Genomic DNA, 24,406 nt, shown 5'->3' with positions numbered 1-24,406 from the left:
GCCTCGGCCCGTCTTCCGGATGCCGCCTACAGCAGGAAGTCGCCGGCGACCAGCGTGATGGCCCCGGTCAGCACGACGCTGAAATCGGCCACGCCGTCGCCGTTCACATCGCCGCTGACCACCGTCTGGCTGCCGGAGATGACCTCGCGCAGTTCGCCGGCATGGTGGGTGAAGGCGCCCGAGCCGATGAAGCCGAACGCCTGGTCGCCGGCCACGCCGGTGTTCGCGTCGATCAGCCTCAGGTCGATCCTGTCGGCCTGGGCATGGCTGAAATCCGTGATCAGATCGGCGCCGCTGCCGACAGGGCTGTCGGCGACCGACGCATAGACGAAGCGGTCGGCCCCGGCCCCGCCCGCCAGAGTGTCCTTGCCGCCCGCCCCTTGCAGGATATCGTTGCCGGCGTTGCCCACCAGTGTGTTTGCCGCGGCGTCGCCGATCAGGATGTCGCCGCCGCCGCCGCCGTAGACGCCTTCGATGCCGGTCAGCGTGTCGCCCTGGGCATTGCCGCCGAGACCGGTGCCGAGGGCCAGGTTGACCGTGATAGCCACGGCGCTCTCGGTGTACATGGCGATGTCGATGCCGTCGCCACCCTGCAATGCGTCCGCCCCGGCCTCTCCCCGCAGCACGTCGTTCCCGGCGCCGCCGACCAGCGTGTCGGCGCCGTTGCCGCCACCGATGGTGTCGTTGGCGTCGTTGCCCGCCAGGCTGTTGTTGGCGTCGTTGCCCGTGATGACATCGTTGCCGCTGCCGCCAATGACGTTCTCGATGCCGGTCAGGGTGTCGCCCTGGGCGTTGCCGCCGGCGCCGGTGCCGGTGAGGAGATTCACCGTCACGCCGACGGCGCTTTCGCTGTACACCGCGACGTCGATCCCGTCGCCGCCCAGCAAGATGTCGGCCCCGGCCCCGCCGCGAAGCACATCGTTGCCGGTGCCGCCATCCAGCCGGTCATTGCCGTCCATGCCGGACAGGGTGTCGGCGCCGCCGGAGCCGACCAGCACGTTGGCCGCGGCCGAGCCGGTCAGCACGTCGTTGAAGCTGCCGGTGCCCAGAATGTTTTCGATGTCGGCACTGATCACGTCGCCCTGGGCATCGCCCCCCGTCGCTGTCAGCGTCGTGAGGTTGACCGTGACTCCGGCGAGGCCGTCATAGTTGATGGTGTCGATGCCGGCGCCGCCGATCAACCGGTCGGCCCCGGCCCCGCCATCAAGGAAGTCGTCTCCGTCCCCACCGTTCAGCGTGTCATTTCCGGCCATGCCGACGAGCGAATCCTGTCCGCCAAGGCCGGTCAGCGCATTGGCCACGGCCGAGCCGGTGAGATCGTCGTTGAAGCCGGTGCCGATGACATTCTCGATGTCGTTGCCGATCGTGTCGCCCTCGGCCTCGCCGCCCGACGCCGTGAACGCCGTCAGATCCACCGTCACCGCGGCCGTGCCGCCGTACAGGATGGTGTCGCTGCCGGCACCGCCGATCAGCGCGTCCCCGTCGGCGCCGCCCTGGAGGATGTCGTTGCCGGCCCCACCGTCGAGCGTGTCGTTGCCGGCCAGGCCGATCAGGCGGTCATCGCCGCCGAAGCCGGACAGGAGGTTGCTGACGGCCGAGCCGGTCAGGACGTCATTGAAGGTGGCGGTGCCTTCGATGTTCTCGATGTCGGCGCCGACCGAATCGCCCTCCGCGTCGCCGCCATGGGCGATCGCGCCGATGGTCACCGTCACCCCGGCCGGGCCGTCGTAATGGGCGGTGTCGACGCCGGCGCCGCCGATCAGCACGTCGGCCCCGGCCCCGCCATCGAGGACGTCGTTGCCGCTGCTGCCGTTGAGGCCGCTGGCGCCGCCGTTCAGCGTATCGTTCCCGAGACCGCCATGGAGGATGTCGTTGCCGACACCCCCATCCAGCATGTCGTTGCCGGCGAGGCCGTTGAGCACGTCGGCGGCGAGGCCGCCCAGGAGCGTGTTGGCCCCGGCCGAGCCGGTCAGCGTGTCGCTGGAGTTCGAACCGGTGATGTTCTCGATATCGGCGCTGACCGTATCGCCCTGGGCCTCGCCGCCGCTGCCGATGGCCCCGATCGTGACGATCACGCCGGCGGCGCTGACGGCATAGTCGGCGGTGTCGATCCCGGCGCCGCCGTTCAGCACATCCGCGCCGGCGCCCCCGCGCAGGGAATCGTCGCCGTCACCACCATTCAGCGTGTCGACGCCCGCGTCCCCGCGCAGCGCGTCGTTGCCCCCCAGGCCGTTGAGCGTATCGTCACCCGTCGTGCCGTTGATGGTGTTGTTGGCGTTGTCGCCATTGATGACCGCCATGACGAATCCTGTTCGAATATGAATTTATCCCTCAGTCAGATCGGCACCGAACGAGGGTCACAATGGGTTTCCGGCGGCCCCATCGTTGTGGGAATTGCCGCATAAATGTCAAATGGTTTCGGGAGATATGGGTCGGCCGGGACTCACCGCCCGGGCGTCTCCGCGCGGTGACGGAAAAGTCGAGCACGCACCGGCGGGCCGAGCTGGTGCGGCTGATCCCGGCCTGCCCGGGGCCAGGGGCGGCCGGACCCCGCCTCAGTAAGCTCCGGAGCGAACGAAGAAGACGCGCGGGGTCACCGCCAGCAGGACGATGTCGCGCCAGTAGGACCAGTGGCGCACATACTCGACGTTCAGCCGGATCCGGGTCTCGTAGTCGGTGTCGCTGCGGCCGTAGATCTGCCAGACGCCGGTCATGCCGGGCCGGGTGCTGTAGTAGTAGTGGATCGCCGCGCCCCAGCGCACCTGCTCCTCCTCGAACATCGGACGAGGGCCGACCAGGCTCATCTCGCCCTTCAGCACATTGAGCAGCTGCGGCAGTTCGTCGAGGCTGGTCTTGCGCAGGAAGCGGCCGATCGCCGTCACCCGCGGGTCGTGCTTCAGCTTGAAGCTGGTCTCCCACTCCCGCCGCAGTTCCGGGTCCCGCGCCAGGAGGGCCGACAGATGCGCGTTGGCGTTGGGCACCATGGTCCGGAACTTGTGGCAGTAGAAGATCCGGCCGTTCCGGCCGACCCGCCGGTCGCTGTAGAAGATCCCGGCCCCGGATCGCCGGATCAGGACGGCGCAGACCAGAAACAGCGGCGCGAACATCACCAGCAGCAGGGCGGACAGCACGATATCGGTCACCCGTTTGGCGGCCACGGCGACGCGGGCGTCACGAATCGGCATCACGGACTCGGCGGCCATGGTGTTGACCGGAACATCGGACGGCATCGCTTGAACCCCCACGAAAGACACGACAGACACGCTCGACGACCCGGTTCCGTCGCCGGAACCACCTGGTCATCCTCCCTAACCGGAAGACGGGAACGGCACATACCCCCATTTGGGAGGGCCCCATTTGGGAGGGCCAATGTGTGTCCCCCAAGCGACTTACATCATCCCCTGCAACACAAAGCCCCGGAACGTCGATCAGGTTCCCTGCCCAGCGGTCGGCGCACCCGATCGCTGTCCTTGGGCACGACCGCCCGGATCCCACCCAGTCTCCCGGACGGAGCGGGAGGGCTCAACCCCCAAGGATTGGGGGGTCAACCGCCGATCGCGCCGCTGGCGAGTGCCATGGCCACCGCCTCGGTGCGGCTGGACGCGCCCAGCTTCCGCATCGCCGAGGCGATATACTCGTTGACGGTGTAGACCGACAGCGACAGCTGGCGCGCGGCCTCCTTGCTCGACGCGCCGCGGGCGACCCAGCCCAGGCAGTCCTGCTCACGCGGCGTCAATATTGTCGGCAATTGCGGCGGCGTTGCGGCACCGGGCGTTCCCGTGCTGATCAAGCTGCGTTCGATCCGCAGCGCCCGGCCGAGATGCGGGCCGAGGACGCGCAGCACCCGCAGTTGCGTCTCATCCCAGTTGGGTCGGCTCCGCGGCCGCCACAGCGACAGCATCGCCGACAGTTCGCTCTGGTCGAAATCGACCCAGTACAGCCCATGGTCCTTGCCCTGGGGTCGCATGAAGTCGTTGTAGAACTCGGTGCGCCGGTACTCCGCCTCCGGGATCAGCATCGAGTTGGCGAAGACGGGCCCGGCCGGAAGGTGCGACAGCAGCGGCAGGATCGGCAGCAGCTTGTGGTAGTGCGCCTGATAGTCCTGGACATAGGCCGGATCGGTCTCGGTCGCCAGGGTGGGGGGCAGCGACATGGCCGCACCGATCCGGCGCAGCACCACCGCCTCCCCGCCCAGCATCTCGGCGAGGTGCTTCAGCACCACGGCCCAATCCTCGCTGCCGACGGCGGCATCATAGATCTGGTCGATCAGCCCCAGAATCCGGGGCTCGTCCGGCGAGGGCGAAGCCCATAGCCGCGGATCCGGCCGCAGGCGGGGGCCGGCGTCGAGGATTTGGCCCGGTGCGGCCCGCGCACCGGGCCGGACCTCCGGCGGGATCACGACGGCTGCAGCAGCCCCTGCCCCGGGGAGGGCACGTCTGCCACGGGCGGCCCGCAGCGCCGGGTCAGCCATCGATCAGGCCCTGGGCCAGCGCCATCGCCACGGCTTCGCTGCGGCTGGCGGCCTGCAGCTTGCGCATCGCCGACGCGACGTATTCGTTGACGGTGTAGGCCGACAGCTCCAGCCGGCGGGCGGCCTCCTTGCTCGAGGCGCCACGGGCGATCCAGCGGAGGCAATCCCGTTCGCGCGCGGTCAGCGGCTTCCGTGGCGCCAGCGACACGGCCACGGTCGGGACATCGGCCGTCGCCAGCCGCTGTTCGAGCCGCATCGCCCGACGGACATGCGGGCTGAGATAGCTCAGCACCGCGGCCTGCTCTTCACCCCAATCCGCCCAATGCCGAGGCCGCCACAGCGACAGGCCGGCTTCGGGAATTCCGTGCCGCTGGCCGAACCAGTTCAGGCTGCTGTGCAGATCCTGCGGCACCAGGAAGTCATTGTAGTACTCCGTCCGCGTCAACCGCGCCTCCGGCACCAGCATGCGGTCGATGAAGACGCCCGTGGCCGGCAGTTGCGACAGAACGGCCAGCTTCGGCTCGGTCTTGTGGTAGTGTGTGTCGTAGAGCTGGATGTTGATCGGATCGGTGTTGATCGCCCGGCTGGCACCTGCCCGCGCCGGCGACCGGAAGCGGTGCAGCACCGCGGCCGTGCCGCCGAACATCGCGGACAGGCGGCGCAGCACCACCGCCCACTCCTCCTGGCCGATCGCGGCGTCGTAGATCTGGCCGACCAGATGGGCCAGGGTGGATTCATCCGGCTGGGCGGAAGACTGCACACCAGCCATCGGCCGAACCGCCGAACCGCCGATGAAACGGCCTGTCATGATGTCCCCTCTCTCATCGCGGGCCGGAATGGCCGGCAGCTGCAGACCCCCCGCAGCGAGAGAATGGTGGACTGGACCGGTTGTTGTCGCGGTGACGGCGCGCACACCTTCACGGGCCGGTGCAACGGGCGATGCCCACCGCGCCATGCCGGCAGAGCGTGAAAGGCGGGGCCGGATCATTCAAGCCGACGGATGAAAAGTGGAAGCGTCTTCAGGACATTAGCTTAAATCCCGCATAAGGAACTATGTAAACTTCTTCCGGCCCGCCTTGTCGGGCGCCGGCAGGCCTCAGCCGGCCATCACCCGCGATATCGCCGCGTCCAGCAGTTCCACCCCCAGATCGATCTCGGCGTCGGTGACCGTCAGGGGCGGGGCGATGCGCATGGTGCCACCCGACAAGCCGGCCCGCACGATGTTGGCGGACAGGCCGAGTTCCAGCGCGACATCGGTCACCGCATCCGAGATCGCTGCCGCGTCCCGGCCGCCGGCCGCGGTGAATTCCAGTCCCAGCAGCAGGCCGCGACCGCGGATGTCGCCGATGCAGGCGTGGCGCCGCTGCAGCCCATGCAGGCCCTCGGCCAGCCGCGCGCCCATCTGCTGCGCCCGGGGCGCCAGCCCGTCGCGGACCACGATCTCCAGCACCTTCAGCCCGACCGCAGCAGGCAGCGGGTCGTTGACATGGGTGGTGTAGAATAGGAAGTCGCGCGCCTCGGCCTCGTCGGCGAGCGCCGCGGTGGTCATCATCGCCGCCAGCGGCAGGCCGGCCCCCAGCGTCTTCGACAGGGTCAGGATGTCGGGCACCACGCCGTCGCGCTCGAAGGCGAACATCAGGCCGGTGCGGCCGATGCCGGTCTGGGCCTCGTCCAAGATCAGCAGCATGCCGCGGGCCCGGCAATGCGCCTGCAGCGCCGCGAGATAGCCCAGCGGCAGGTCCAGCACGCCGCCGCTGCTCAGGATCGGCTCGGCGATGAAGGCGGCGAGGTTGCCGGTGCTCTGCCGGTCCAGCAGGTCGAAGGCATCGTCCAGCTCCTGCCGCCAGTCCACGCCGGGGAAGCGCGGGCGGTAGGGGTTCGGCGCCGGGATGCCGTACTGACCCGGCATCAGAGGCCCGATCCCGCGGCGCCCGGCCTTGTAGGTCGCCGCCGCGGCCGCGCCGGTCATGCCGTGCCAGGACTGGGTGAAGGCCGCGATCTCCCATTTGCCGGTGACCAGCTTGGCCAGCCGGATCGCCGCCTCGTTCGACTCGCCGCCGGTCGACAGCAGCATCGACCGCGGCAGCTGCGGCACCAGCCCGGCCAGGGCCTCGGCCAGGTCGACCACCGGCGCCGACAGCATCGAGGAGAACAGGTGGTCCAGTCGCCCGACCGCGTCGCGCACCGTGGCCACGATCTCGGGATGGGAATGGCCGAGGATGGCGCTCATCTGGCCGGAGGTGAAGTCGAGCACCCGGCGGCCGCCGGCATCCCACAGGAACGCGCCCTCGGCCCGCACCGGGACGAAGGGCACGAAATCGCCGCCATAGCGCAGCAGGTGGCGCCGCGCGCGGGTCCAGAAAGCGTCGTCGAGACCGGCCGGGAGATGGTCCATGGGATGCTCCGAAGCCACGCTCCTGGCGGGAAGGCGATCCATGGGCAGGCGTGGCGCGCTGCCCACCATCATCATTCGCCCGGCCCGAAGAGCCCACAACCGCAGAGAACTCGCTGGACTCGTGAGATGGATTCATCATTCTGAACCCGCGCCCGGGCACGCCTGAGGGATCGACGATGAACCGACCGAGCCTGCCGCTGCGGGCGCTGGTGGCCTTCGAGGCCGCCGCCCGGCTGGAGAGCTTCCGCGCGGCGGCGGCGGAGCTGGCGCTGACCCCGTCGGCGGTGAGCCACCAGATCCGGATCCTGGAGGCGCGGCTGGGCCTGCCGCTGTTCGACCGGGTCGGCCGCGGCGTCCGGCTGTCGCCCGAGGGCGCCGAGTTCTTCGGCAAGATCCACGACTGCTTCGACACCCTGGCCCATGCGATCGAGACCACGGCGCGTCGCGGACGGCGCGCCCGGCGGGCGGAGGTGGTGCGGCTGCGAACCCCGCCGTCGCTGGCCGGCCGCTGGCTGCTGCCCCGCCTGCCTGCCTTCCTGGCCGAGCACCCGACGATCGACATCCGGGTCGACGCCGACCTGCCGATGGTGTCGGAGACGCCCGGCATCGAAGCCGACGCCGTGGACCTGGCCATCGCCTATGGCGACGGCAGCCGATGGCGGTCCCGGGCCGCGCCGCTGCTGACGGAGAGGATCCGGCCGCTCTGCGCCCCTGCCCTGGCCGCCGGCGGCGCGATCCGGTCGCCGCGCGACCTGCTGGCCCTGCCGCTGATCGTGACCCGGGACAATCTGGTGTCCTGGGAGGACTGGTTCCGGCGCCAGGGCGTCTCGCTCGACGACGGCTTCGCCCGCACCCTCCAGCTCGACCCGTCGCATGTCGCGATCGATGCGGCGGCGAAGGGCCTCGGGGTGGTGCTGGAAAGCGACCTGCTGACCGAGGATGAACGGCGCGACGGCCGTCTGGTCGCGCCCTTCGCCGGATCGGGGCAGACCTCGACATCGTACTGGCTGGTCGTCGCCAAGACGGCGTCGGGCCGGGAGAGCGTCGAGGCGGTGCGCGCCTGGCTGGTCGATAGCGCGGCACGCACCATCGAGGCGTAGAACAGCTGTCAGCCATGAAAAAGCCCGGCTTCCTGGGAAGCCGGGCTTGCATCATCGCCGGGACCGGTCGGCTCAGGCCTCGCCGACCGTGTCCAGGATCGCCGCGGACACCGCCTCGCTGGCGCTCTTGCCGCCCCAAAGGACGAACTGAAAGGCGGGGTAGAAGCGCTCGCATTCGGTCAGCGCGATGTCGACCAGGTCCTCCAGCTGCTCCACGCTCGCCGCCTGGGCGCCGCGCAGCAGCGTGGTGTGCCGGAACATCGGCGTCAGCTCCTCGGAGTCGACATCGAAATGGCCGAGCCACATCCGCTCATTGATGATGCCCAGCAGTTCCGCCACGTCGCGGCGCTTCTTCTCCGGCACCTTGAGATCGAACTGGCAGGAGAACTGCATCGCGCTGATTTCTTCCTGCCAGAAGAAGAACAGGCGGTAGCTGCACCACCGGCCGGCGACCTCGGCAAGCATCTCTTCGTTGCTCGCCCGCTCGAAACTCCAGTCATTGGCGCTGACGATTTCCTCGAGCGTGTCGAGGGGGTTTTGGGTGAAGGCGGCTTCTTCGAAGACCTCGGACGCTGTGGTCATGATCCTCCGCTCCCATGCCGCCGCGAAACGCAATTATAGGGTCCGCGGCCGGTAAATACCCAAGATGTAGTAGTGTCGTCCATTACGGCCTTTCCTGAACAACGGTCGCACAAGGGCTTGTTGGGTGCAACCGGTATGCACCGCCGTTACGATAAAAGCTGTGGATGATTTGTGACGGAATTCAGTCCGACGCTTTCGTCCGCGTGCCGCGGCGCTTCGGGGCGGGGGCCGCTTCGGGCGCCGACGCGGCCCGGCGGGCCGGTTTCGCAGCCGCAGCAGCGGCCTTCACCGGCAGCTTCGCGGCCGCAGGCTTCGGGGCGCTGCGCTTCGCGGCGGCCGGCTGGGCTGCGGCTTCCAGCGACGCGACCCGCGCGACCAGCAACTCCTGCTCTTCCCGCGCGCGCTGGGCCAGGGCGCGGACGATCTCGAACTCCTCGCGGGTGACGACGTCCAGCCGCGACAGCACGTGCTCGAACTGCTCACGCAGGCGTGACCGCGCCTCCTCGCGCACGCCCGCGACGGCACCGAAGGCCCCGGTCGCAACCCGGACCAGATCGTCGATCAGCTTGGTGTCGAAGGGCATCGCAAGGCATATCCACAAATGACAGGCATCATTGCAAATATGGCCGCCAAGGCCTTGCGTTGCAACGTCCGGGATGCCGCGCCTATAAGGGCTCGCTTTTTGCTTCGCCCTCCGCGGACGGGAATAGTCATGGGTTGGTTCGATCCGGTCGCCTTGCAGATCGGCCCTATCGCGATCCGCTGGTACGCGCTCGCCTACATCGCCGGCTTCGTGCTGGGCTGGCGCTACGCCCTGTGGCTGACGCGCCGCACCACGCTGCCGCCCGACCGGCTGGCGCTGGACGACTTCCTGACCTGGGCCGTGGTCGGCACCATCCTGGGCGGCCGGTTGGGCTATGTCCTGTTCTACAACTTCGACGAGTACCTGCAGGCCCCGGCGACGATCCTGGAGATCTGGAAGGGCGGCATGTCCTTCCATGGCGGCATGCTGGGCGTCACCGCGGCGATCATCCTGTTCGCCTGGCGCCGCGGCTTCTCGCCCCTGCTGCTGGGCGACGTGGTGGCGGCCGCCGCACCGATCGGCCTGTTCTTCGGCCGCATCGCCAACTTCATCAACGGCGAGCTGTGGGGCCGGCCGACCGACCTGCCCTGGGCCTTCGTGTTCCCCAGCGGCGGGCCCCTGCCGCGCCACCCCAGCCAGCTCTACGAGGCCGGGCTGGAAGGCCTGCTGCTGTTCCTGGTCCTGCTGCCCCTGGCCGCCAGCGCGCGCATCCGCTCCAAGCCGGGCATCATCCTGGGCACCTTCATCACCTGGTACGGCGTCTCGCGCTTCCTGGTCGAGTTCGTGCGCGAACCGGATGCCCAGCTGGGCTACCTCATGGGCACCGACTGGTTCACCCGGGGCCAGGAGCTGTCGCTGCCGATGATCGTGATCGGCATCGCCGTGGTGATCTGGGCGGCCCGGCGGCCGGCGATGGCCGCACCAGCCACCGCCCCGGCCTCCTCGGCGGCGGCTTAACGGCGGCGGTGTGACCACGCTGCTCGACCTGCTGCGGCGGCGGATCGCGGTCGACGGACCGTTGACCGTGGCGCAGTACATGGCCGAGGCGCTGGGCCATCCCCGCCACGGCTACTACATCACCCGCGACCCGCTGGGCGCGGCCGGCGACTTCACCACGGCGCCGGAGATCAGCCAGGTGTTCGGTGAGCTGGTCGGGCTGTGGTGCGCCGACCAGTGGCAGCGCATGGGCGCGCCCGACCCGGCGCTGCTGGTCGAGCTGGGCCCTGGCCGGGGCACCCTGATGCAGGACGCGCTGCGCGCCATCGGCCGGGCCGCCCCCGGCTTCCGCAAGGCGCTGCGGCTGCATCTGGTCGAGACCAGCCCCACCCTGCGTGCGGCCCAGGCGGCGCGTCTGGCGGCGGCCGACCCGGTGTGGCTGGACCGGCTGGCGGACCTGCCCGACGGGCCGGTGCTGGTGGTGGCCAACGAGTTCTTCGACGCCCTGCCGATCCGGCAGTGGCAGCGCGGCGCCGGCGGCTGGCACGAGCGGCTGGTCGGCTGGGACGAGGCGGCGGGCACGCTGCGCTGGGAGCTGTCGGCCCAAACCGATCCCGGGCTGGCGCTGATCCCCGACGCCGTCCGCGGCGCGCCCGAGGGGTCGATCGCCGAGGCCTGCCCGGCCGGGCTGTCCCACGCCGCGATGCTGGGCCGGCGCCTGGCGCAGCAGGGCGGCGCGGCGCTGATCGTCGACTACGGCCCGGCCCGCAGCGCAGCCGGTGACAGCTTCCAGGCGATGCGCCACCACGCCTTCGCCGACCCGCTGGCGGCGCCGGGCGAGGCCGACCTGACCGCCCATGTCGATTTCCAGGCCCTCGCCCTCGCTGCTGTCCAGGCCGGCGCCGCGGCGCACGGGCCGGTGCCGCAGGGCGCGTTCCTGGAGGCGCTGGGCCTGCGCGCCCGCGCCGCCCAGCTCAAGCAGGCATCGCCGGCCCGCGCCGCGGAGATCGACGCCGCCATCGAGCGGCTGGCCGGCCCGGACGGGATGGGCATGCTGTTCAAGGCCCTGGCGCTGACCGCGCGCCAGCCCGGCGCGCCGGCGGGGTTCCCCTGACCCCGACGCCGCGCTAGCGTCGCCCCTCCTCACAGCGGAGCGGCCCCATGGGACCTGCGATCGAACCGGTCCCGTCGGACCCTGCCCTGCCCGCCCGCGCCGATGTCGTGATCATCGGCGGCGGCATCATCGGCACCAGCGCCGCCCTGACCCTGGCGCAGCGCGGCGTCTCGGTGCTGCTGTGCGAGAAGGGCGAGATCGCCGCCGAACAGTCCAGCCGCAACTGGGGCTGGTGCCGGGTGATGGGCCGCGATTCGCGCGAGATCCCGCTGGTGCAGGAAAGCCTGAAGCTGTGGCGCGGGATGAACGCCACGGTCGAGGCCGAGACCGGCTACCGCCAGGCCGGCATCCTCTATGTCGGCGAGACCGAGGCGGAGATGGCCCGGCACGAGAAGTGGATGGTCCATGCCCGGGCGCATGGCTTGAGCACCCGGCTGGTCGGGTCCGACGAGGTGGCGCGGCTGCTGCCCGGGGCGGCGACGCGCTTCCAGGGCGCGCTCTACACCGAGACCGACGGCCGGGCCGAGCCGCAGCTGGCCGCCCCGGCAATCGCCCGCGCCGCCCGCCGGCTGGGCGCCGGCATCATGACGAACTGCGCCGTGCGCGCGGTCGACACCGCGGGCGGCCGCATCTCCGGCGTGGTGACCGAGAAGGGCCGCGTCGCCTGCGACGCCGTGGTGCTGGCCGGCGGCGCCTGGTCCGGCCTGTTCTGCCGGGCGCTGGACCTGCGCCTGCCGCAGCTGAAGGTGCTGTCCTCCGTCCAGCGCACCGCGCCGGTCGCGGGCGGGCCCGAGGCGGCGGCCGCGACCTCCGGCTTCGCCTTCCGCAAGCGGCTGGACGGCGGCTACAGCGTGGCCGACGCCCGCACCAACATCGTCGACATCGTGCCGGACAGCTTCCGCTTCTTCTTCGACTTCCTGCCGGCGCTGCGGTCGCAGTGGCGGTCGCTGCGGCTGCGCGTCGGCGACCGCTTCCTGACGGAATGGCAGCTGCCGAAGCAGGCGGCGCCGGACCAGGTCTCGGTCTATGAGCGGGTGCGGATCCTCGACCCGGCGCCGGTGGCGTCGGTGGTCCGGGCGGCCCGGGCCCGGCTCGACGCCGCCTTCCCGCTGTTCCGTGGCGTGCCGGGCGCGCAGGACTGGGCCGGGCTGATCGACGTGACCCCGGACGCGGTGCCGGTGATCTCGCCGGTCGAGACGGTGCCCGGCTTCTTCGTCGCCACCGGCTTCTCCGGCCACGGCTTCGGCATCGGCCCGGGGGCCGGGCGGCTGGTGGCCGACCTGGTCACCGGTGCGCCGCCGGTGGTCGACCCGACGCCCTACCGCTTCGGCCGATTCAGCGACGGGTCGCTGATCCGGGTCGAGGCCGGGTTCTAGTCGCGACCGCAGTTGCAGTGCTATTCCGTCCCCATCCGCAGTTGCCGGAGCCGCCCGTGATCACCGTCGACGCCCTGTCCGCCCTGCCCGGCCTCGCCCATGGCTTCTTCCCGCGCACCGGCGGCGTCAGCGAAGGCATCTTCGCCTCGCGCAACTGCGGCTTCGGTTCGGGCGACCGGCGCGACGCGGTGGCCGAGAACCGCGACCGCTGCCGCCGCGACCTGGGGCCGGCCGAGACGTTGCTGACCGTGCACCAGGTGCACAGTCCCACCGTGGTCACCGTGACCGCGGCCTGGACGCCGGAGACCGCGCCGCAGGCCGACGCCATGGTCACCGACCGGCCGGGGCTGGCCCTGGGCATCCTGACCGCCGACTGCGCCCCCATCCTGTTCGCCGACGCCGAGGCTGGGGTGATCGGCGCCGCCCATGCCGGCTGGAAGGGCGCGCTGGGCGGCGTCACCGACGCCACCATCGCGGCGATGCGGGCGCTGGGCGCGGTGCCGGAGCGGATCGCCGCCGCGGTCGGGCCCTGCATCGGCCCCGAGGGCTACGAGGTCGGCCCCGAATTCCGCGACCGCTTCCTGGCCGAGGATCCCGACAGCGCCCGATTCTTCCACATGCCGGCCGCCACCAACGGTAAGACCACTCGACCGCATTTCGACCTGCCGGGCTACGTCGCCCAGCGGCTGCGCCGCGCCGGGCTGCGCGACGTCACGGTCACCGGGCTGGACACGCTGGCGCGCGAGGACCAGTTCTTCAGCTATCGCCGCACCACCCTGCGGAAAGAGGCGGATTATGGCCGCCAGATCTCGGCCATCCTGCTGACGGACTGACGCCGATGCCGCATCTGATCACCCTGTTCCTGTTCATCATCGTGGCGATGCTGGGCGGCTGCGTCTTCATGATGATGTGACAATTCGGGGACAGGGTTGCGTCAAGGCCGTTTACACCCCGGTGCGCGCGGGATATACGCAGCCGCATCCGGCCCCGGCCCCACCGCCCGAGACCACCGAGCCGCCCTCATGAAAATCATCGCCTGCAACAGCAATCGCCCGCTCTGCGAGGCGATCGCCGCCTATTTGCAAATTCCGCTGACCAAGGCCCAGATCCGCCGCTTCGCGGATATGGAGGTCTTCGTCGAGATCCTCGAGAACGTCCGCGGCGAGGACGTGTTCGTCATCCAACCGACGAGCTTCCCCGCCAACGACAATCTCATGGAAATGCTGGTCACCATCGACGCGCTGCGTCGGGGCTCGGCCCGCCGGATCACCGCGGTGATGCCCTATTACGGCTATGCCCGGCAGGACCGCAAGACCGGCCCGCGCACGCCGATCTCGGCCAAGCTGGTGGCCAACCTGATCACCCGCGCCGGCGCCGACCGGGTGCTGACGCTGGACCTGCATGCCGGCCAGATCCAGGGCTTCTTCGACATCCCGCTGGACAACCTGGTGGCGTCGCCGGTGTTCGTGAAGGACATCCGCAGCCGCTTCTCCAGCGAGAACCTGGTCATCGTCTCGCCCGATGTCGGCGGCGTGGTCCGCGCCCGGCAGATCGCCCAGCGCCTCGATGCCGACCTCGCCATCATCGACAAACGGCGTGAGAAGGCCGGCGTGTCGGAGGTGATGAACGTGATCGGCGACATCGACGGCCGCCGCTGCATCCTGATCGACGACATCGCCGACAGCGCCGGCACGCTGTGCAACGCCGCCGCCGCCCTGATGGAGCGCGGCGCGTCGGAGGTCTTCGCCTATATCAGCCATGGCGTGCTGTCGGGCGGCGCGGTGGCCCGCGTCGGCGCCTCCCCGATCAAGGAGATGGTGACGACGGACAGCATCCTGGCGACCGAGGCGGTGCAGGGCAGCCACAACATCCGCCAGCTGACCATCGCGCCGCTGATGGCCGAGGCCATCCTGCGTATCGCCGAGGAAAAGTCGGTCTCCAGCCTGTTCCAGTAAGGCCGTAGCAGAAGCGACACCGCCTACAGCAGGAAGTCGCCGGACTGCAGGGTGATGGCCCCGGTCAGGGTGACGCTGAAATCCGCCACGCCGTCGCCGTTGACGTCGCCGCTGACCGTGGTGACGCCGCCGGCCACGCTCTCGCGCAGTTCGCCGGCATGGTGGGTGAAGGCGCCGCTGCCGATGAAGTGGAAGGCCTGGTCGCCGGCCACCCCCGTGTTGGCATCGATGCCGTGCAGGTCGATGCGGTCGGCCTGGGCGTGGCTGAAATCGGTGATCCGATCGGCATTGGCCCCGACCGGGCTGTCCGACAGGACCCCATAGTAGAAGCGGTCGGCCCCCACCCCGCCGATCAGGGTGTCCTTGCCGCCCTGGCCCGCCAGCACATCATTGCCGGCACCCCCGACCAGGCCGTTGGCCGCAGTATTGCCGACCAGCGTGTCGTTGTGGCTGCTGCCATAGACGGTCTCGATCGCCACCAGCACGTCGCCCTGGGCAGTGCCGCCGCTGCCGGCGCCGCTGGCCAGGTTGATCGTCACCGCGGCCGTGCTCTCGGTGTACATCACCGAGTCGGTGCCGGCGCCGCCATCGAGCCGGTCGGCCCCGATGCCGCCGCGCAGGATGTCGTTGTCGTCGCCACCCAGCAGGCTGTCATTGCCGATCCCGCCATCCAGCGTGTCGGCGTTCGCGCCGCCGGTGAGCGTGTCGGAGCCGAAATCGCCGTACAGCGCATCCGCGCCGGCGCCGCCGTCGACCCGGTCGTTCCCGTCCATCCCGTGCAGGATGTCGTTCCCCGCCCCGCCGCTGAGCGAATTGACGTCGACGCTCCCGGTCAGCTGGTCATTGCCGGCGGACCCGATGAGATGCTCGATGCCGATCAGCACGTCGCCCTGGGCGTTGCCGCCGCTGGCCGCGCCGGTGGTGAGGTTGACGGTGACGCCGACGATGCCTTCAGAATAGGTCGCGATGTCGTTCTTGGCGCCGCTGCCCTCGATCCGGTCGGCGCCGGCCCCGCCGCGCAGCACATTGATCTCGTCGGTGTAGAAGCTGCCGGTGTCGCAGCTGAGCGAATCGTTGCCCGCCCCGCCGTCGAGGGTGTCGTTGAACCCGCCGGCCACGATCGTGTCGTTGCCGTTGCCGCCATAGAGCTGGTTGTTCTGGTCGAGGTCCCGGATCGAGTCGTTGCCGTCGCCGCCATCGATGAGGTCGTTTCCGGTGCCGCCGCTGAGGATGTCGTCGCCGGCCATGCCGTAGATGCGGTCGTCGCCGCCCAGGCCCCAGATCGAGTTCACTCCGGCCGATCCGGTCAGGACGTCATTGCCCGCGGTGTAGTCCGAACCCTCGATGTTCTCGAAGCCGGAGATCACGTCGCCCTGGGCGTCGGAGCCGTTGCCGGACGCGGTCATGGTGGTCAGGTTGACCACGACGCCGGCCCCGCGATTGTCCCAATAGCTGATGGTGTCGATGCCGGCGCCGCCGATCAGCGTGTCCCCGCCCGTCCCGCCCACCAGGGTGTCATTGCCGCCACCGCCATCGAGATAGTCGTCGCCGCCGCGGCCATACATGGTGTCGTCGCCGCTGGTGTTCTGGTCCGGCTGGGGAATCTGGTTGTCGTTGTCGTCACCCTCGAAATACGCCATCAAGGTCTCCTGAAGGATTGAGGACGGTGAGACCTGTCCGCAGCGCGCTTTCAGCCCCTGACCCGCGGCACAGGCCCGTCCCGAACTTCGCGGCAGAGTGTTGAAAACCCATCCGGCCAGCAATCCCCGAGTATTAGGGGGCGGAGACGGCATGAACGAGACGATGGAGCTTCCGCCCTTCTTCGATCCGGCCCGGGCCGGGGAGTGGTCATATCGGCCCGACGCCGCCGGGCTGCGCGCCGCGGCCGAGGCCCGGCGCGGCCGGCTGAAGCGGGTGGAGGGCGGGCGCACCGACCTGCTGCTGGTCGACCTGCAGCGCGACTTCTGCCTGCCCGAGGGCGCGCTCTATGTCGGCGGCCGGTCCGGCCGCGGCGCGGTCGAGGACACGGCGCGGATCGCAGCCTTCATCCACCGCAACCTCGGCGCCATCGACCGCATCGTGCCGACCTTCGACACCCACACGCCGCTGCAGATCTTCCACCGCTCGTTCTGGATCGATGCCGACGGCACCCCGCCGCCGCCCTTCACCCTGATCTCGGAGGAGATTCTGGCCGGCGGCGCGCTGCGGCCGAGCCCCGGCGTGATGGCGCTGCTGCCGCCCGAGGTCGCGGCGCAGGGCCTGGCCTGGGTGGAACGGCAGCTGCTGCACTATGTCCGCAGCCTGGCGCGGCAGGGCCGCAACGTCCTGATCGTCTGGCCCGACCACTGCCTGATCGGGTCCGAAGGCCATGCCATGCCGGGGCTGATCCAGGAGGCATGGCTGTTCCACGCCCTGCTGCGCGGCGCGGCGACGCCGGCCATCGTCAAGGGCGACGATCCCTGGAGCGAGAGCTATTCCGCTTTCGGCGCCGAGGTGCCGGACCGCTGGGACGGCGGCCGGCTGGTGAAGCCGCAGGACGACGCGGCGCTGCACGACCTGCTTGGCGCCGACCGGATCGTGGTCGCCGGCCAGGCGTCGAGCCATTGCGTGCGCTGGTCGGTCGACGACCTGCTGGCCCGGATGCGCGCGCTCGACCCGGCGCTGCCGCGCCGGGTCTATATCCTGCGCGACGGCATGTCGGCCGTCGTCGGGTTGGATGCGGCGGGACGGCCGATCCCGGAGCTGGATTTCACGCCCCAGGCCGATGAGGTCTTCGCCCGCTGGGCGGAGCTCGGCGCCCACATCGTCGAGACCACCGTGCCGATGGCGGACTGGCCGCGCTGAGAAGGCGGGGATCGGCCTACCCGGTCGGCGGCAGGGCCTGCTCGCGCTGCAGGTTGCGGTATTTCGGCTTGCGCGGCGGCGGGTGGTACCAGCGCTTGTGCAACCACAGCCACTGCTCGGGCTTGGTCCGGACCCAGGCCTCGACCCGCTGGTTGAGGGCCCGGGTTCCGGCTTCGATGTCGGCGGCGCGGTCCCCGGTCCGTGCCAACGGCAGGGGCGCCTCGAACACGACGTCGAAATACGCCCCGCCGCGCCGCTCGAAGCGGACCGGCAGAACGTCGCAGCGGACATGGTAGGCAAGCGCCACCGCGGCCGGCGAGGTCAGCGCGTCGCGGCCGAAGAACGGCACCGCCAGCCCGCCGGTGTAGCGCTGGTCGACCAGCATGCCGAGCACCCCGCCCTCGCGCAGGATCGACAGGGCCTGCTTGGCGCCGTTGCCCTCCATCCGCTTCTCCAGCAGCCGGGTGCCGAGCGATTCGCGGATGCGGCGAAGCAGCGCGTCGATCAGGCGGTTCCGCAGCGGCCGGTAGAAGGCGGTGAGCGACAACCCCAGATTGGCGGCCGCGATCGGCGAGATCTCCCAATTGCCGAAATGGGCGACGGCGAAGACCACGGCGCGGCCGCCCGCGCGCGCCGCCTCCAGGTGCTCGAACCCCTCGACCCGGATGCGCTTCGGCGCCCGGGCTTCGCGGCGGCGCAGCGCCGCCAGATGCGGAAATTCGCCCACCATGCGGCCGAGATTGTCCCACATGCCGGTCACGATCCGGAGCCGGTCGGCGGCGGAGAGGTCGGGCAGCACCAACCGCAGATTGGCGTCGGCATGGCGCGAGGCGCCGGTGCCCGGCCCGATCGAGCGGCCAATCCAGCCGCCGAGGGCGGAGGCGGCGCCGATCGGCAGCAGCCGGAAGATCGCGAACAGCAGATAGACCGGGGTCGCGACGGCAAGATCAAGGATACGGCGGCGCAACACTGGCCAGGCCGGGGCTTTCCTCTTCTGGCGGGTCAGCGAATGCAAGAGCGGGAACGGCATCGACTCCTCGTGGCTGGCCCGGTCCCCCATTCGGTTCATCGGGGTGACTGCCCGTGTCCTGGATTTGGGTCAAATCCAGCGCCAACTCAAGAGGGCAAACCGTCAATTCCGGGCGGCCTGCGCCAACACGTCGCTGACCGACCCGTCCGGCGGCAGGCCCATGACGTGATGGCTGTGCCACAGGGCGTAGAACAGCAGGCTCCAGGCCTGCTGCGGCCGCTCGGACGCCGTGTCGCAGACATGGCGGACCAGGTCGGGCGAGACGAAGGCGGCAAGGCCGGGCTGGCGTGGCAGCAGCGCCCGAAGATCGGCCCGCCGGCCCGCCATCCAGCGCCCGACCGGCGTGTTGAAGCCCTTCTTCCTCGCCCGGGCCACGCGGTCCGGCAGCATCGCCGCCAGTTGCCGGCGCAGCAGCAGCTTGCCCCGCTTCAGTCCGATCTTGGTGCTGTCCGGCAGGGAGAAGGCGAAGTCGGCCACGACAGGGTCGATGAAGGGGGTGCGCCCCTCGACGCCATGGCGCATCAGGCAGCGGTCCAGTTTGGCCAGGAGCGCGTTCGGCAGGGCTTCGTCGCAATCGATCGCCTGCAGCGTCTGCAGCAGCGTGCGGCCGGCCTCCGTCTCGCGCCGCTCGACCGCGCCGAGCGCGGTACGCCAGCCTTCCAGCCCGCTGACCCCGTCCAGGCCATGGAAGATGCCTTCGGCACGGGCGCCGCGGGTCACCCAGCGCCAGGGCAGCCGGGTCCGGCGGTAGCGGACATAGCCGCCGAACAGCTCGTCGGCGCCCTCGCCGCACAGCATCACCTTGAGCCCGCCCTTCGCGGCCGCCTGGGCCATGCAGTAGGTCGGCAAGGCGGCGGGGTCGCCGGTGGGGTCGTCCAGTGCCGCCGCGACGGCGGGCGCCAGGGCCCAGAACGCCGCCGCATCCATCTCCACCCGCTCGCAATCGGCGCCGGCCAGCGCCGCGACCCGGATCGCCTCCCGGCTCTCATCCGCGGGATCAGCGCCGTCATAGCCGATAGTGATCGCCTGGACCCGCCGGCCCGCCATGCGGCGGACATAGGCCAGCAGCAGCGAGGAATCGACCCCGCCGGACAGGAACAACCCACAGGGCACGTCGGAGTTGAGGTGGACGCCGACGCTGTCCTCCAGCACACGGTCCAGCGCGGCGAGCGTGCAATCAGGATCGCCGGTCCAGCCCGCCATCGCGGCCGGCAAGGCGGCGCGGTGCAGCCGCTGGACGATGCGGCCGTCCTCCACCACCAGCGTCTCGCCGGGCAGGACGCGGCGGACCTGCGGGAAGATGGTGTCCTCGCCGGTGGTGAATTTGAGCTGCATCAGCTCGGCGCGCTGCGGCGTCGCCACCTCCGGCCGGGCCAGCCCGGCCTTGAACAGGGCCTGCGGCTCGGACGCGAAGGCGAAGGTGCCGCCGCTCTCGACATAGTACAGCGGCTTGATGCCGAAAGGGTCGCGCGACAGCACCAGCCGCCGCCGCGGCCGGTCATAGACGGCGATGGCGTACATGCCGCGCAGATCCTCGGCGAAGGACGGGCCCCGGCCGGCGTAGAGGTGCACCAGCGGCTCGCAATCCGATCCGGTCGCGAGGTGCTCCACCCCCACCGTGGCGCGCAGCGCCGGGGCGTTGTAGATCTCGCCATTGGCGACGAGGACGGTGTCGGCCGGCCCGTGGAACGGCTGCTGGCCATGGGCCACGTCGACGATGGCGAGACGGGTCGAGATCAGGGCGACGCCGTCGCCGACGAAGCGGCCGGAGGAATCCGGCCCGCGATGATCCAGGGCCCGTTCGAGGCGGGACAGCATCGCCGCATCCGGCGGCCCGCTTCGGCACGTCACCAGGCCGGCTATGCCGCACATGGCGCCAGGCCGGTGCTGCGGCGGCGACGTTCGACGGTGGGCGTGGCGCGATGAGGCCGCGACAAGGCTTCCTGCGCAACCCCGGTCAGGGCCGCGCAGACAGGCGGATGGTCAGTCATGGAGGGTCCGGCAGGGAGCGAAGGACCGAACCCTAGGCCCGCCGGATCACCAAGGGGTAGTTACCGATTCGTAATCGATGCGCGGCGCAGCGACAGGCGATGCCGCCTCAGGCGCGGCGGCGCCGGCGGCCTTCGCGCTCGCCGCCGCCTTCGGCCGGTCGGCCCGACTGGGTCTTGATCGGGCCCAGCAGGCGTTCGACCGTCTCGACATCCGGCACCGGGCCGCGCGCGGTGCCGTTCACCGCCGCGACCATGGCGCGGATGTGCTCCGGTGTGGTGCCGCAGCAGCCGCCGATGATGCGGGCGCCGGCGTCGCGCGCCAGGATGGCGTAAGAAGCCATGATCTCCGGCGTGCCGTCATAGACGATGGCGCCCTGGCGATACTGCGGGATGCCGCAATTGCCCTTGGCGACGATGATGTCGTTGCCGTCCGACGCGCGAACCAGGCCGAGGATGCTGTCCAGCAGCTGGGCCGGGCCGATGCCGCAATTGGCGCCGAAGGCGCTGGGCCGGCAGGCGCAGTTGCGGCCATGGGTGATCGCCGCCTCCGGCGTCAGCCCCATCATGGTGCGGCCATTGGTGTCGAAGGTCATGGTCGAGACGATCGGCAGGCCGGTGCGCGACGCGCCCTCGATCGCCGCCTGGATCTCCTCCGCCGCCGAGATGGTCTCGATCCACAGCACGTCGACGCCGCCCTCGGCCAGCGCCTCGGCCTGTTCGGCAAAGGCGGCGACGCCCTCCTCGTAGCTCAGCACGCCGACCGGCTGGAAGATGTCCCCGGTCGGCCCCATCGAGCCGGCGACGATGACCGGGCGGTCAAACTCCTCCGCCACTGCGCGGGCGATGCGGGCGCCGGCCACGTTCAGCTCGCGCACCCGGTTCTGGGCGCTGTGCAGCGTCAGCCGGCGCGCGTTGCCGCCGAAGGTGTTGGTCAGGATGATGTCGGATCCGGCTTCGGCGAAGCCGCGATGCACCGCCTGCACCCGCGCCGGCTGGTCGACGTTCCACAGCTCCGGGCTGTCGCCGGTCTCCAGCCCCTGGCTGAACAGGCCGGTGCCCATGCCGCCATCGGCGAACAGGATCGGCTTGGCGGCAAGGAGATCGGGGAAGCGGGTGCTGGTCATGGCCGGACCTTCATGGAAACCGCGGATGGGCGCGACGGAGCTGGAAACGCTACTGCCGGCCCGAGGGGAACTCCACCACAATATAAGGATATCGTTATGAATTTATATCCCGACTGCGACATCGATGCGCCTGACCCTCCCCGAGGCCCGGGCCCGCCCCCGGTCCGGCGTCTGCGAGTCGTTCGTCATTGCCTTCGCCCGCCGCCCGGACGAGAAGCGAAGCGGGAGTCGGTGTGGAGACGGGCGATGAAGGATTTTTCCGAGCTGACGGAGCGGGAGCTGCTGGCGCTGGCGATCTCGCTGGAGGAGGAGGATTCCCGGGTCTATGGCGATTTCGCCGAGGGCTTGAGCGCCGATTTTCCGGCATCGGCCGCGATCTTCCGCGGCATGGGCCGCGAGGAGGATGGGCATCGCCACCGCCTGCTCACGCTCTACAAGGATCGCTTCGGCGACCACATCCCGCTGATCAGCCGCCACCATGTCCGCGGCTTCATCCGCCGGCGCCCGGTGTGGCTGACCCGGCCGCTGTCGCTCGACACGGTGCGCAAGCAGGCCGAGGCGATGGAAGCAGAGACCCGGCGCTTCTACGAACGCGCCGCCGGCCGCGCCACCGATGTCGCCGTGCGCCAACTGCTGGGCGACCTGGCGGAGGAGGAGCGACGGCACGAGCACATCGCCGAGCAGCTGGAGGAGAAGCACGCTCCGGCCAAGGTCCAGAAGCGCGAGGGCGAGGACGAGCGCCGGCTGTTCGTGCTGCAGATCGTGCAGCCCGGCCTGGCCGGACTGATGGACGGGTCGGTCTCCACCCTGGCACCGCTGTTCGCCGCGGCCTTCGCCACCCGTGACAGCTTCGACACCTTCCTGGTCGGCCTCGCCGCCTCGGTCGGCGCCGGCATCAGCATGGGCTTCGCCGAGGCGCTGTCCGACGACGGCAGCCTGACCGGGCGCGGCCGGCCGTGGCTGCGCGGCCTGGTCTGCGGCGGCATGACGGCGCTGGGCGGCCTCGGCCACACCCTGCCCTACCTGATCCCGGACTTCCGCGTCGCCACCGGCATCGCGGTCGGCGTGGTGGCGGTGGAGCTGGCGGTGATCTCCTGGATCCGTCACCGCTTCATGGACACGCCGCTGCTGTCCTCCGCCTTCCAGGTGGGAGTCGGTGGCGCCTTGGTGTTCCTGACCGGGATCCTGATCGGCAGCGCGTGAGCGCTCAGAGATCGTCTGGAAACGCGCCGGCGCGAGTCGAATGGGGGTGGTTTCGAGAACCGGCGCGCGGCGGACGTTTGGGTCCGTGAGCACCGGAAGCGGAGAAACCGCCGTCAGGCGGCCGCGCCAGTAGCGTTTCCAGGCGGTCTCTCAGTCGCTGATCACCCCACCCTCCTCCTTCCGCCGGGCGACGAAGGCGTCGAGCTCCTCAGCGATGGCGGGGTCGAGCGGCGGGGGTTCGAATTCGGCCAGGATGCGCTTGTACAGCTGGTGCGCCCGCTGGGTCGCGTCCGGGGCCCCCGCCTCCTGCCAGGCCTCGAAGTTCCGCCAGTCGGACAACAGCGGCGCGTAGAACGCGCTCTCGTAGCGGGCCAGCGTGTGCTGGCAGCCGAAGAAATGGCCGCCGGGCCCGACCTCGCGGATCGCGTCGAGACCTAGCGTGTCGTCGTCGACCACGATCGGCTTCATGAACTCGACCATGGTCTGCACCAGCTCGGCATCGATGATCATCTTCTCGAAACTGGCGCGCAGCCCGCCCTCGAGCCAGCCCAGGCTGTGCATGATCATATTGGCGTGGCCCTGGGTCGCGGCCCACAGCGAGACCATGCTCTCATAGGTCGCCTGCACGTCGACCGCGTTCGAGGCGTTGGTGTTGGAGGACCGGTAGGGCAGGCCGTAGCGCCGCGCCAGCTGGCCGCCGGCCAGGGCCGCCTTGGCGTATTCCGGGGTGCCGAAGGCCGGCGCGCCCGACTTCATGTCGACATTCGAGGTGAAGCCGCCATACATCACCGGCGCCCCCGGCCGCACCATCTGGATCAGCGCGATGGTGGCCAGCGCCTCGGCGTTCTGCTGCGCCAGGGCGCCCGCCAGGGTCGCCGGCGCCATCGCGCCGGCCAGGGTGAAGGGGGTGACGGCGACGATCTGCCCGGCCTTCGCCATCTCGATCAGGCCCTCGATCATCGGCCCGTCCAGGCGCAGCGGCGAGGAGGTGTTGACCACGGTGAACAGGCTTGGCTCGCGCAGCAGCTGGTCGCGGCTGACGCCGCGGGCGATGCGGGCGATCTCGATCCCGTCCAGCATGCGGGTGCGGCCCAGCGCATAGGCGTGGAACGGCTTGTCCGACAGGGTGACGAAGGCCCGCAGCGCATCGAGATGCCGGGTCGAAGGATGCAGGTCCACCGGCTCGACCGGATAGCCGCCGAAGATGTGCATCGCGTTCAGCGCCTGGCCGAGGCGGATCAGGTTGCAGTAGTCGCGGTAGTTGCCGACCCGGCGCCCGCCCTCGATGTCGGAGACGTTGGGGGCCGACCCGACCGAGGCGAAGACGATCGACCGGCCGCCGATATGGACGTCGCGCTCCGGGTTGCGGGCGTGGAAGGTGTAGTCCGACGGCGCCTTGGCCACCGCCTCCAGCACCATGCCGCGGTCGAAGCGGACGCGGCGGCTGCCCGGCGTGGTCCGGGCGCCGGCCTGGCGCCAGATCTCGATCGCCTCGTCATGCAGGAAATCCATCCCGATCTCTTCCAGGATGGTCAGCGACGCGTCATGGATGCGTTCGACCTGATCCGGGCGCAGCACCTCCACCGGCGGCAGCGGGTTCTCCACCAGCTGCCACGGCAGCTGGGCGATGCCCACGGGCCCTTCGCGGCGGCGGCGCGGTGTGGTTCGGTTGCGGCTCATCCTGACCTCGTCGCGACATTGG

The 24,406-nt window shown here is 70.4% G+C and carries 20 protein-coding genes; 8 read left to right on the top strand and 12 right to left on the bottom strand.

The window, feature by feature from the left end:
- Positions 1–26 precede the first annotated feature (26 nt).
- The 5 genes from AB4112_RS15120 to AB4112_RS15100 all read right to left on the bottom strand — a co-directional run bounded on the left by AB4112_RS15120 (position 27) and on the right by AB4112_RS15100 (position 6,866).
- Entirely contained in the window at positions 27–2,300 is a 2,274-nt protein-coding gene (locus tag AB4112_RS15120; protein WP_309794274.1) for a beta strand repeat-containing protein, read from the bottom strand.
- A gap of 255 nt (positions 2,301–2,555) precedes the next feature.
- Positions 2,556–3,185: a sugar transferase gene (locus AB4112_RS15115; protein ID WP_309794275.1), complete on the bottom strand. Its 630-nt coding sequence runs from the start codon at positions 3,183–3,185 to the stop codon at positions 2,556–2,558.
- Between the two features lie 359 nt (positions 3,186–3,544).
- A complete protein-coding gene (locus AB4112_RS15110) occupies positions 3,545–4,471 on the bottom strand; it encodes a LuxR C-terminal-related transcriptional regulator (protein ID WP_441720719.1) in 927 nt (308 codons plus the stop codon).
- On the bottom strand, positions 4,464–5,279 hold the full coding sequence (locus AB4112_RS15105) for a response regulator transcription factor (RefSeq protein ID WP_309794278.1): 816 nt from the start codon (positions 5,277–5,279) through the stop codon (positions 4,464–4,466). The genes AB4112_RS15110 and AB4112_RS15105 overlap by 8 nt, the downstream gene beginning before the upstream one ends.
- A gap of 288 nt (positions 5,280–5,567) precedes the next feature.
- Positions 5,568–6,866: an aspartate aminotransferase family protein gene (locus AB4112_RS15100; protein ID WP_309794280.1), complete on the bottom strand. Its 1,299-nt coding sequence runs from the start codon at positions 6,864–6,866 to the stop codon at positions 5,568–5,570.
- Positions 6,867–7,042: 176 nt separating this feature from the next.
- Between AB4112_RS15100 and AB4112_RS15095 the strand changes: the two genes are divergently transcribed.
- Complete coding sequence (locus AB4112_RS15095) at positions 7,043–7,966, top strand: LysR substrate-binding domain-containing protein (RefSeq protein ID WP_309794282.1); 924 nt, start codon at positions 7,043–7,045, stop codon at positions 7,964–7,966.
- 72 nt (positions 7,967–8,038) lie between these two features.
- On the opposite strand, the gene AB4112_RS15090 is transcribed toward AB4112_RS15095, so the two are convergent.
- Together AB4112_RS15090 and AB4112_RS15085 are read right to left on the bottom strand one after the other, a co-directional pair.
- Positions 8,039–8,548 (bottom strand): YbjN domain-containing protein, encoded by a 510-nt coding sequence (locus tag AB4112_RS15090; protein WP_309794283.1) that lies wholly within the window; start codon positions 8,546–8,548, stop codon positions 8,039–8,041.
- Between the two features lie 181 nt (positions 8,549–8,729).
- On the bottom strand, positions 8,730–9,131 hold the full coding sequence (locus AB4112_RS15085) for an accessory factor UbiK family protein (protein ID WP_309794284.1): 402 nt from the start codon (positions 9,129–9,131) through the stop codon (positions 8,730–8,732).
- 129 nt (positions 9,132–9,260) lie between these two features.
- On the opposite strand from AB4112_RS15085, the gene lgt reads away from it, so the two are divergent.
- The 5 genes from lgt (at position 9,261) to AB4112_RS15060 (ending at position 14,512) form a co-directional block, all read left to right on the top strand.
- Positions 9,261–10,088, top strand: coding sequence for a prolipoprotein diacylglyceryl transferase (lgt, locus tag AB4112_RS15080; RefSeq protein ID WP_309794286.1), 828 nt, complete (start codon positions 9,261–9,263; stop codon positions 10,086–10,088).
- A 10-nt stretch (positions 10,089–10,098) separates the two neighbouring features.
- Entirely contained in the window at positions 10,099–11,181 is a 1,083-nt protein-coding gene (locus AB4112_RS15075; protein ID WP_309794288.1) for a class I SAM-dependent methyltransferase, read from the top strand.
- Between the two features lie 47 nt (positions 11,182–11,228).
- A complete protein-coding gene (locus tag AB4112_RS15070) occupies positions 11,229–12,557 on the top strand; it encodes an NAD(P)/FAD-dependent oxidoreductase (RefSeq protein WP_441720715.1) in 1,329 nt (442 codons plus the stop codon).
- Between the two features lie 56 nt (positions 12,558–12,613).
- The gene (gene pgeF / locus AB4112_RS15065) at positions 12,614–13,390 is read left to right on the top strand and encodes a peptidoglycan editing factor PgeF (protein ID WP_441720713.1); all 777 of its coding nucleotides are present in this window, start codon (positions 12,614–12,616) and stop codon (positions 13,388–13,390) included.
- A gap of 189 nt (positions 13,391–13,579) precedes the next feature.
- On the top strand, positions 13,580–14,512 hold the full coding sequence (locus AB4112_RS15060) for a ribose-phosphate pyrophosphokinase (RefSeq protein WP_309794292.1): 933 nt from the start codon (positions 13,580–13,582) through the stop codon (positions 14,510–14,512).
- 23 nt (positions 14,513–14,535) lie between these two features.
- Here the strand turns inward: AB4112_RS15060 and AB4112_RS15055 are convergent, their stop codons facing one another.
- Positions 14,536–16,152 (bottom strand): calcium-binding protein, encoded by a 1,617-nt coding sequence (locus tag AB4112_RS15055; RefSeq protein ID WP_441720711.1) that lies wholly within the window; start codon positions 16,150–16,152, stop codon positions 14,536–14,538.
- Positions 16,153–16,303: 151 nt separating this feature from the next.
- Here AB4112_RS15055 and AB4112_RS15050 point away from each other — a divergent pair, with 151 nt between their 5' ends.
- Positions 16,304–17,356, top strand: a complete 1,053-nt coding sequence (locus AB4112_RS15050) for a hypothetical protein (protein ID WP_441720709.1) — start codon at positions 16,304–16,306, stop codon at positions 17,354–17,356.
- Between the two features lie 16 nt (positions 17,357–17,372).
- Here AB4112_RS15050 and AB4112_RS15045 read toward each other — a convergent pair whose 3' ends face one another.
- The 3 genes from AB4112_RS15045 to bmt form a co-directional block, all read right to left on the bottom strand.
- Positions 17,373–18,386 (bottom strand): lysophospholipid acyltransferase family protein, encoded by a 1,014-nt coding sequence (locus tag AB4112_RS15045; RefSeq protein ID WP_441720707.1) that lies wholly within the window; start codon positions 18,384–18,386, stop codon positions 17,373–17,375.
- A gap of 102 nt (positions 18,387–18,488) precedes the next feature.
- Complete coding sequence (gene asnB, locus AB4112_RS15040; RefSeq protein WP_441720706.1) at positions 18,489–20,258, bottom strand: asparagine synthase (glutamine-hydrolyzing); 1,770 nt, start codon at positions 20,256–20,258, stop codon at positions 18,489–18,491.
- Positions 20,259–20,484: 226 nt separating this feature from the next.
- A complete protein-coding gene (gene bmt, locus AB4112_RS15035; RefSeq protein ID WP_441720704.1) occupies positions 20,485–21,501 on the bottom strand; it encodes a betaine--homocysteine S-methyltransferase in 1,017 nt (338 codons plus the stop codon).
- 246 nt (positions 21,502–21,747) lie between these two features.
- Here bmt and mbfA point away from each other — a divergent pair, with 246 nt between their 5' ends.
- Complete coding sequence (mbfA, locus tag AB4112_RS15030) at positions 21,748–22,704, top strand: iron exporter MbfA (protein WP_309794302.1); 957 nt, start codon at positions 21,748–21,750, stop codon at positions 22,702–22,704.
- Positions 22,705–22,854: 150 nt separating this feature from the next.
- On the opposite strand, the gene AB4112_RS15025 is transcribed toward mbfA, so the two are convergent.
- The gene (locus AB4112_RS15025) at positions 22,855–24,384 is read right to left on the bottom strand and encodes a trimethylamine methyltransferase family protein (RefSeq protein ID WP_309794303.1); all 1,530 of its coding nucleotides are present in this window, start codon (positions 24,382–24,384) and stop codon (positions 22,855–22,857) included.
- Positions 24,385–24,406: the final 22 nt, after the last annotated feature.

The sequence above is a fragment of the Inquilinus sp. 2KB_23 genome, from assembly GCF_052115705.1.
GTDB classification, from domain to species: Bacteria; Pseudomonadota; Alphaproteobacteria; order DSM-16000; family Inquilinaceae; genus Inquilinus; species Inquilinus ginsengisoli_A.
The sequence above is the reverse complement of the archived record's forward strand: the minus strand, read 5'-3'. Positions and strand labels throughout refer to the sequence as shown.